7 protein-coding genes and 1 pseudogene are annotated in these 7,757 nt (G+C 60.0%); 6 read left to right on the top strand and 2 right to left on the bottom strand.

Translation table 11 applies throughout. The features are described 5' to 3' along the window. The first annotated feature begins 11 nt into the window (after positions 1-11). Positions 12-206, top strand: coding sequence for a 50S ribosomal protein L28 (gene rpmB / locus R6W86_RS00460; protein ID WP_410327428.1), 195 nt, complete (start codon positions 12-14; stop codon positions 204-206). 22 nt (positions 207-228) lie between these two features. Here rpmB and R6W86_RS00455 read toward each other — a convergent pair whose 3' ends face one another. Continuing rightward, positions 229-744 carry a PhoH family protein gene (locus R6W86_RS00455; RefSeq protein WP_410327427.1) on the bottom strand — a complete coding sequence of 172 codons (516 nt, stop codon included), beginning with the start codon at positions 742-744 and terminating at the stop codon, positions 229-231. 25 nt (positions 745-769) lie between these two features. On the opposite strand from R6W86_RS00455, the pseudogene R6W86_RS00450 reads away from it, so the two are divergent. The 4 genes and pseudogenes from R6W86_RS00450 to R6W86_RS00435 form a co-directional block, all read left to right on the top strand. Further along, a pseudogene (locus R6W86_RS00450) lies at positions 770-3,286 on the top strand (NAD-glutamate dehydrogenase domain-containing protein); the annotation flags it as partial. A gap of 66 nt (positions 3,287-3,352) precedes the next feature. Continuing rightward, the gene (gene can, locus R6W86_RS00445; protein WP_410327426.1) at positions 3,353-4,033 is read left to right on the top strand and encodes a carbonate dehydratase; all 681 of its coding nucleotides are present in this window, start codon (positions 3,353-3,355) and stop codon (positions 4,031-4,033) included. Positions 4,034-4,040: 7 nt separating this feature from the next. Next, positions 4,041-5,087, top strand: coding sequence for a methyltransferase (locus R6W86_RS00440; protein WP_410327425.1), 1,047 nt, complete (start codon positions 4,041-4,043; stop codon positions 5,085-5,087). Positions 5,088-5,217: 130 nt separating this feature from the next. After that, positions 5,218-6,357 carry a class I SAM-dependent methyltransferase gene (locus R6W86_RS00435; protein ID WP_410327424.1) on the top strand — a complete coding sequence of 380 codons (1,140 nt, stop codon included), beginning with the start codon at positions 5,218-5,220 and terminating at the stop codon, positions 6,355-6,357. Here the strand turns inward: R6W86_RS00435 and R6W86_RS00430 are convergent. Beyond that, a complete protein-coding gene (locus R6W86_RS00430; RefSeq protein WP_410327423.1) occupies positions 6,339-6,950 on the bottom strand; it encodes a riboflavin synthase subunit alpha in 612 nt (203 codons plus the stop codon). The two genes, R6W86_RS00435 and R6W86_RS00430, sit on opposite strands and share 19 nt — an antisense overlap. A gap of 123 nt (positions 6,951-7,073) precedes the next feature. On the opposite strand from R6W86_RS00430, the gene R6W86_RS00425 reads away from it, so the two are divergent. Beyond that, positions 7,074-7,751 (top strand): TetR/AcrR family transcriptional regulator, encoded by a 678-nt coding sequence (locus R6W86_RS00425; RefSeq protein WP_410327422.1) that lies wholly within the window; start codon positions 7,074-7,076, stop codon positions 7,749-7,751. The last annotated feature ends 6 nt before the right edge of the window (positions 7,752-7,757 follow it).

The raw sequence follows: 7,757 nt of genomic DNA, 5'->3' as shown, positions 1-7,757 counted from the left end.
GAGTTTGAGATATGTCAAAAGAATGTGCCATTTGCGGAAAAAAACCCATGGTGGGCAACAATGTAAGCCATGCACACAATCTGAACAAAAGAAGGTTCAATCCCAATCTTCAACGGGTCCGGGCCCGTATCAAAGAGGGCTGCGTAAGAAGAATTGACGTGTGTACCAGCTGCATCAAAGCAGGTAAGGTTACCAAGGCCGCATAAATTCCGGCCGGAAAGATCACGCCTATAAGATTTTTGCAGCCAATTCCGCTAGGTCTGACCGCTCCCCTTTTTCCAGATTGATGTGGGCATACAGGGACTGGCCCTTCATTTTTTCAATGATATAGGCAAGTCCGTTAGTCTGACTGTCCAGATAGGGATGGTCAATCTGGAAAATATCACCGGTAAACACAATCTTGGTGCCCTCCCCGGCCCGGGTGATGATGGTTTTCACTTCATGGGGTGTCAGATTCTGCGCTTCATCCACGATAAAGAAAACCCGGACAATAGATCGCCCCCTGATATACGAAATGGGGGTGATCACTATCTTTTCCTCCTCGATGAGCTCCCGGATCTGTCTAGAGTTTGTATTGTTTTCATTAAAATGGTTCTGGATCACCGTCAGATTGTCATATAACGGCTGCATATACGGGTCCAGCTTGGAGGCCACATCTCCGGGCAGAAAACCCAGATCCTTGTTGCTCAGAGGAACCACAGGCCTGGCAATAAATATCTGGCGGTACAGCTGTTTTCTGGCCAAGGCAGCTGCCAGGGCCAGCAGGGTTTTACCGCTGCCGATGTTCGAGATTTTCGTTTACTCGCCGAGGGTCGAGGGCGTGCACCTCCGGGGCGGCAAGGTCGCCCGTGGCGGCTTGCGCTGGTCCGACCGTTTCGAGGATTACCGCACCGAGATCCTTGGTCTGGTCAAGGCGCAGCAGGTGAAGAATGCGGTGATTGTGCCGGTCGGCGCCAAGGGCGGTTTCGTGGCCAAACGACTGCCGGATCCCTCGGATCGGGAAGCTTTCCAGGCCGAGGGTATCGAGGCCTACAAGACCTTTATTCGCGGCCTGCTCGATATCACCGATAACCTGGTGGATGCCGGAATTGTGCCGCCGGAGCGGGTGATCCGGCACGACGATGACGATCACTATCTCGTGGTGGCTGCCGACAAGGGCACCGCGACCTTCTCCGATATTGCCAATGGCCTGGCCGCGGAATACGGCTTCTGGATGGGCGACGCTTTTGCCTCCGGGGGCAGTAACGGCTATGACCACAAGAAGATGGGCATTACCGCCCGGGGTGCCTGGGTCTCTGTGGAGCGGCACTTCCGCGAGATGGGCATCAACCCGGCACTGGACGAATTCACCGCCATCGGCATCGGCGATATGGGCGGGGATGTGTTCGGTAACGGCATGCTGTGCTCGGAGAAGACCCGGTTGGTTGCGGCGTTCAACCACATTCACATTTTCGTCGATCCGGATCCGGATTCCGAAGCCAGCTATCGTGAGCGCAAGCGCCTGTTTGAAATGCCCAGGTCAGCCTGGACCGATTATGACGCCAAACGGATTTCCAAGGGCGGTGGGGTGTTCAGCCGCAACGCCAAATCGATCCCGGTCAGCCCGGAAATGAAAAAGCTGTTGGGCATCAAGGCTGATCGCGTGCCACCCAACATGCTCATTTCCCACATTCTCAAGGCCCAGGTGGACATGCTCTGGGTGGGTGGTATCGGTACCTACGTCAAGGGCAGCGCCGAGACCAACGCGGATGTTGGCGACAAGGCCAATGATGGCCTGCGGATCAACGGCTCCGAGCTGCGCTGCAAGGTGGTCGGTGAGGGCGGCAACCTGGGGTTGACCCAGTTGGGGCGGATCGAGTACGCCTTGAGAGGCGGACGTCTGAATACCGATTTCATCGACAACTCCGGTGGCGTGGATTGCTCGGACCATGAGGTCAACATGAAGATCCTGCTCAACCGGGCCGTGGCCGTTGGCGACCTTACCGAGAAGCACCGGAATGTGATGCTGGAGGAAATGACCGACGATGTTGCGGAGTTGGTACTGAAGAACAACTACCGTCAGACCCAGGCCATCAGTATCGCCAGCGAGGACGCGGCCACGCGTCTGGAGGAATACCGCCGGCTGATGAACACCTTCGAGAGCGAAGGCAAGCTCAACCGGGCCCTGGAGTTCCTGCCGGACGATGAAACCCTGTCCGAGCGCAAGCTCGACAAGAAGGGGCTGACCCGCCCGGAGTTGTCGGTGCTGATTTCCTATGTCAAAGGCGATCTCAAACAGACCCTGATCGACAGCACCTTGCCGGACGAGCCTCTGCTGGCAGGAGAAATGTACAAGGTTTTTCCCCGCGCCCTGACCCAGCAGTTCAGCTCGGAGCTGGGCGAGCACCAGTTGCGGCGGGAGATTATCGCCACGCAGATTGCCAACGACATGGTCAACCACATGGGCATTACTTTTGTGGAGCGCCTGAACCAGTCCACCGGTGCGGACGCTGCTTCCATCGCCCTGGCATGGATTATCGCGCGGGATGTATTCCGCATTGATAACTGGTGGGACAGGATCGAGGCACTGGATTTCCACATTCCCGCCAGATTGCAGATGGAGCTGATGCGGGACCTGATGCGCCTGATGCGCCGGTCCGTCCGTTGGCTGCTGCGTAACCGCCGGGCCGAGCTCAGCATCCAGAGCCACATGGAACGGTTCGCCGACAGTGTCTGGGCCATTACCGCCGGCCTGCCGGACTATCTCGGCGAGCAGGCGCGCCAGGCTTGGGAGAAACGCCACACAGATCTCGTCGAGGCGGGCTTGCCCAGGGAACTCGCATCGGTGGTTTCCGGTACCGGTTATCTGTATTCTTCCCTGGGCATCATCGAGGCCAAGGAGGCCACCGGTATGCCCCTCAAGACCGTGGCCAACCTTTATTTCGAGCTGGGCGACCGTCTCGACCTGACCTGGTTTGCCACAGCCATTGCCGACCTTCGGCCGGCATCCCACTGGGAGGCGCTGGCCCGGGAAAGTTTCCGGGAAGATCTGGACTGGCAGCAACGTGCGCTGACCACCGGGGTGTTGAAGATGGCGGAGAAACCTGCGGATGTTCCGGCTTGTGTGGAGAGCTGGATGCAGCAGCACCAGCACATGATCGACCGCTGGAGATCGATGCTCGCGGAGCTCAAGAGTACCCGGGAGCCCGAGTACGCCATGTTCTCGGTTGCGCTGCGGGAGTTGCTGGACCTTGCCCAGAGCACGATCCATCAGCCCCAGGGTGAAATCGAGGTTGAGACCAACTGAGTATTGCGTTTCGACAGTGATTCGCTTTCAATTCCGGCACTTTTCTCAGAAACGGGAGTTGTTTGCATGGGGCAGCTAGATAATCTGCTGGACAAGAACCGGGCCTGGGCCAACGGCATCAAGTCCGTCGATCCCAAGTTCTTCGACCGCCTGTCCAATCAGCAGGCGCCGGAATACCTCTGGATCGGCTGCGCCGACAGCCGGGTACCGGCCAACCAGATTGTGGATCTGCTGCCCGGTGAACTCTTCGTTCACCGCAATGTGGCCAACGTGGTTGTGCACACCGACTTCAACTGCCTGTCGGTGCTGCAGTTCGCCATCGAGGTGCTCAAGGTGAAGCACATTCTGGTGGTGGGCCACTACGGCTGTGGCGGTGTGCGTGCAGCACTGCGGAACGAGGGGTTCGGCCTGATCAGCCACTGGCTGCGCCATGTTCAGGACGTTCGTGATCGCCATCAGGCAACATTGGACGCGATCACAAGTGAGCAGGACCGGATCGACCGCCTGTGCGAGCTGAATGTCGTGGAGCAGGTGGGGCACGTCTGCCAGAACAACATTGTCCAGGAAGCCTGGCGTCGCGGGCAGCCTCTGACGGTTCACGGTTTCGTCTACGACGTGGCCGATGGTCTGCTCCGGGACATGGGCTTGTCCATCTCCAACGAGGAAGAGCGGGACCAGGTCCGGCAGATTGCGGTCGAGGAGCTGGTCCAGCGCCCGGTCCGTGCCGGTCGCCAGAAACTGGCCTGATCGCTCCATGACTTCCCTTCCCAATTCCCACGAGGCATTGCTTCGTAACCGTGACCTGCTCAGTGGGGTTGTTGGTCTGCTCGGGGTAACGGATCCCGGCCTGCTTTCCCGATTGGGGCAGGGTGGCCTTGCCATGAGTGAGCATGCCGGCGTGTACAGCGCTCTGAGTGGGGTGTCGGGCTGGCAGGCCTGTTTCGGCTATGAAGACCCCGGTCTACAACCCGCCACGCTCGACACCCTCGTGGTTTTCCTGCCCAAGGCCCGGGTCGAGCTGGACCTGCGCCTGGCGCTGGCGCTATGGCTGGCCAGGGCCGGTGCCCGGTTGATACTGGTGGGCGAGAAAAAAGAAGGGATCGCCGGTGCGGTCAAACAGCTCAGGGCCAGGTTGCCCGATGCCGGCAAGGTGGATAGTGCCCGTCATTGCCAGGTGTGGAGCGCAGAGATTGCAGAGCCGGCCCCGGCGTTCGCGCTGGCGGACTGGATCACCTGGACACGGGTAGAGCATGGGGGTGTCAGCATCGATGTGGCCGGTATGCCGGGTGTCTTCAGCCTCGGTGAGCTGGATGAGGGGACGGCCCTGTTGCTGGACAGCCTCGCCAAAGAGCCTGTCAGTGCCGGCCGACTGTTGGATTTCGCCTGTGGTGCCGGGGTGATCGGCAGCTGGCTCCAGGGCTGGCAGCGGCAGTCGGATCAGGCCGCGGCCCGGGTCGATGGCGTCGATGTCCAGGCGCAGGCGGTGAGCTGTGCCCGGGCAACCTATGAACGCAATGGCTGCGCGGGTGATATCCGTGCCTCGGATGGCCTCGCAGGCATCGAGGGTAAATGGCCCGCCATTGTCACCAACCCGCCGTTTCATACCGGTGTGCGGACCGATACCTCCATGACCGAGCGCTTCCTCCGGGAGGTCGCTTCCCACCTGGAATCCGGTGGGGAGTTACGGCTGGTGGCGAACAGTTTCCTGCCTTATGAAGAGCTGATCCGGCGCCATGTCGGTACTGTGGAGCGACTGGAGCAAACCCGTCGGTTTACCGTCTACCGCGCTGTTCGCCGCTGAAGGGATAAAAAAGCCCCTGGGGTGAGGGGCAAAGGTGAATTGCATGAACGCCGCCCACTCTAGGGTTAATTTCTAGAATAAACAGCCTAGAATAGGCGCCCTCATGAAACCCTTCTCCGGAAAGCCCGAAATGACTAGTGCCAAGCTCCAGACTCCCGATGGCCCACTGTCGCTGGTCCGCCCCGGCGGCGGTGACAAGTCGCTCAGGGCCTGGGATGCGGCCGATGAGCTGTTGCTCGAGTCCTCTGCAATGTTCCTTCAGGACCGGCCGGGCGCCAGAGTCCTCATTGTCGATGACCAGTTCGGTGCCCTGTCCCTGGGCCTTACCCGCTTTGCCCCGGAACTGGTGGCGGACAACGCCGCATTGACCGAATCGCTGGCACTGAACGCCGGGGCCAATCCCTCGGTCATGAACGTGCCCCGTGCCACCAGTTGGCAGGATCCGCCTGGGGGCCCCTTTGATCTCGTCGTGTTGCGGATTCCCCGCCAGGCGGACTATCTGGCCTGGCTGCTACTTTGGCTCAACGGGGTGCTGTCAGGGCAGGGCCGGATCCTGGCCGGCGGTATGATCAAGCACCTGCCGGATCGCAGTGTCGATGTCTTTGCCGAGGCGGTGGTGACCGAGCAGGTTTTGCCAGCCCGCAAGAAGGCACGGGTCGTGATGTGCAGCCGGGGGCAGGCGGGCCTGAAAGACTGGGCGGGATTATGGAAGGGCTATGCCCTGGATAACGGTGTTCGGGTGGAGGCCTTGCCGGCGGTGTTCGCCCGGGAGAAGCTGGATATCGGTACACGGCTGCTGTTGCCCCATGTCACCGATGCCTTGGCCGCGCTCGATGTCGATGCCCGGGTGCTGGATCTCGCCTGCGGCAACGGTGTGCTCGGGCTTCAGGCGCTGTCGGCGAGACCGGAGCTGGATCTGACGTTCACCGATGTCTCCAGCCAGGCGGTGCTGAGCGCCAGGCACAATGTCAGTCGGGCATTTCCGGGCCTCGAAGCGACCTTTCATCACGTCGACGGTATTCCGGAAGAGGCCGGGGCGTTTGACCTGATCCTGCTCAACCCCCCGTTCCATGAAGGTGGTGTGGTAGGTGATCATATTGCCCTGCGGCTGTTCCGCCAGGCCGCCCGGCATCTTGCCGTTGGCGGCCGTTTGCTGATGGTGGGCAACCGGCACCTGGGGTACCACCGGACCCTCAGGCGCGATTTCTCAAAGGTACGTCAGTTGGATGCGGATCCGAAGTTTGTGGTGTTTCAGGCCGGGCGGTCGTAACCCAGGCGTGCCAGGGTGTCGACAATGGTCTGGGTCTGACTGTCGATCTCTATGTTGACCCGGTCTCCGGTCTCCGCCATGCCGAAGGTGGTGGCCCTCAGGGTTTCCGGAATCAGGTGTACGTTGAACCGATTATCCCGGACCTCGCCGATGGTCAGGCTGGCGCCATTGATGGCAATGTAGCCCTTGGGAAAGATGTAACGGATCCAGTCTTCGGGCACTTCAAACCAGATCGTGACGTTGTTCTCCGGACGCTCGATTTCCACGATTCTGGCCGTGGTATGCACATGCCCTGACAGCAGGTGGCCGCCGATCTCGTCACCGATGCGCGCCGCCCGCTCGAAGTTGACCGCGTCGCCTGCATCGAGGTCGCCCAGTGTGGTCAGTCGCAGGGTCTCCTGCATGGCATCGAAGTACAGCGTCGCGCCGTCCTGGCGGGTCACGGTCAGGCAGGTGCCATTGATGGCCACGGAGGCGCCGATACTCACGCCTTCGACCTTGTTTTCAGGGAGCCGCACCGCCAGCGTGTTCAGTCCCGGCCGGGCGGTGATCTCGTCAATGGTGGCAATACCCTGGACAATACCTGTGAACATAGACTACCTCTTGGCTTTGGGGTCTGTGCGCTGTGGCGGGAAGCTGAAGGATAACAAACTTGACATAAATAGGCGTCAAACGTATGTTTAAAACAGACGTACGCTAGAGGCACCGATAACAAGATGGCGCAATCTGATACCGTAGACCGGATTCTCGATGCAGCGGAAGAGCTGTTTGCCGAGCGCGGGTTTTCCGAAACTTCCCTCCGGATGATTACCAGCAAGGCTAAAGTAAACCTCGCTGCTGTCAATTACCACTTTGGTTCGAAGAACGCGCTGATCCACGCGGTCTTTGCCCGATTCCTCACACCGTTTTCCGCCACCCTGGAAAAAGCCTTCGACGAGCTTGAGGAAAGCTGCGGCGATCAGCCGCCGACCCTGAATCAGACGCTCTGGGCTCTGACCGAAAGTGCTGTTCGGATGCCCCAGAGAAACGAGAAGGGCATCTCCATCTTCATGCGCCTGCTCGGTCTCGCCTACACCCAGTCCCAGGGCCATCTGCGCAAGTTCCTGGAGCAGGAGTACGGCGATCCGTTCAGCCGGTTCATGCGTCTGCTCAAGGCTGCAACCCCTCAGCTTTCGGCCGTAGACCGCTACTGGCGCATCCAGTTCATGCTCGGAGCGACCGCCTTCACCATGTCCAGCTCCGATGCCCTGCGTGACATCCTGCAGAACAAGACCGGTGTCGAAACCTCGGTCCAGGAGATCGCCATGCGCCTCGTACCTTTCCTGGCCGCCGGCATGCAGGCCGAAGACACCATGCTGGTTCCGCCCAAAAGCAGTAAGGTCTCGGTTGCCTGAGTTCAG

Source organism: Marinobacter sp., assembly GCF_046484525.1.
In the GTDB taxonomy this organism is placed as follows: Bacteria; Pseudomonadota; Gammaproteobacteria; order Pseudomonadales; family Oleiphilaceae; genus Marinobacter.
The sequence above is the reverse complement of the archived record's forward strand: the minus strand, read 5'-3'. Positions and strand labels throughout refer to the sequence as shown.

Coding starts and splice junctions, on each gene's coding strand:
- rpmB (WP_410327428.1), top strand. CDS start 12: ATGTCAAAAGAATGTGCCATTTGCGGAAAAAAACCCATGGTGGGCAAC.
- can (WP_410327426.1), top strand. CDS start 3,353: ATGGGGCAGCTAGATAATCTGCTGGACAAGAACCGGGCCTGGGCCAAC.
- R6W86_RS00440 (WP_410327425.1), top strand. CDS start 4,041: ATGACTTCCCTTCCCAATTCCCACGAGGCATTGCTTCGTAACCGTGAC.
- R6W86_RS00435 (WP_410327424.1), top strand. CDS start 5,218: ATGACTAGTGCCAAGCTCCAGACTCCCGATGGCCCACTGTCGCTGGTC.
- R6W86_RS00430 (WP_410327423.1), bottom strand. CDS start 6,950: ATGTTCACAGGTATTGTCCAGGGTATTGCCACCATTGACGAGATCACC.
- R6W86_RS00425 (WP_410327422.1), top strand. CDS start 7,074: ATGGCGCAATCTGATACCGTAGACCGGATTCTCGATGCAGCGGAAGAG.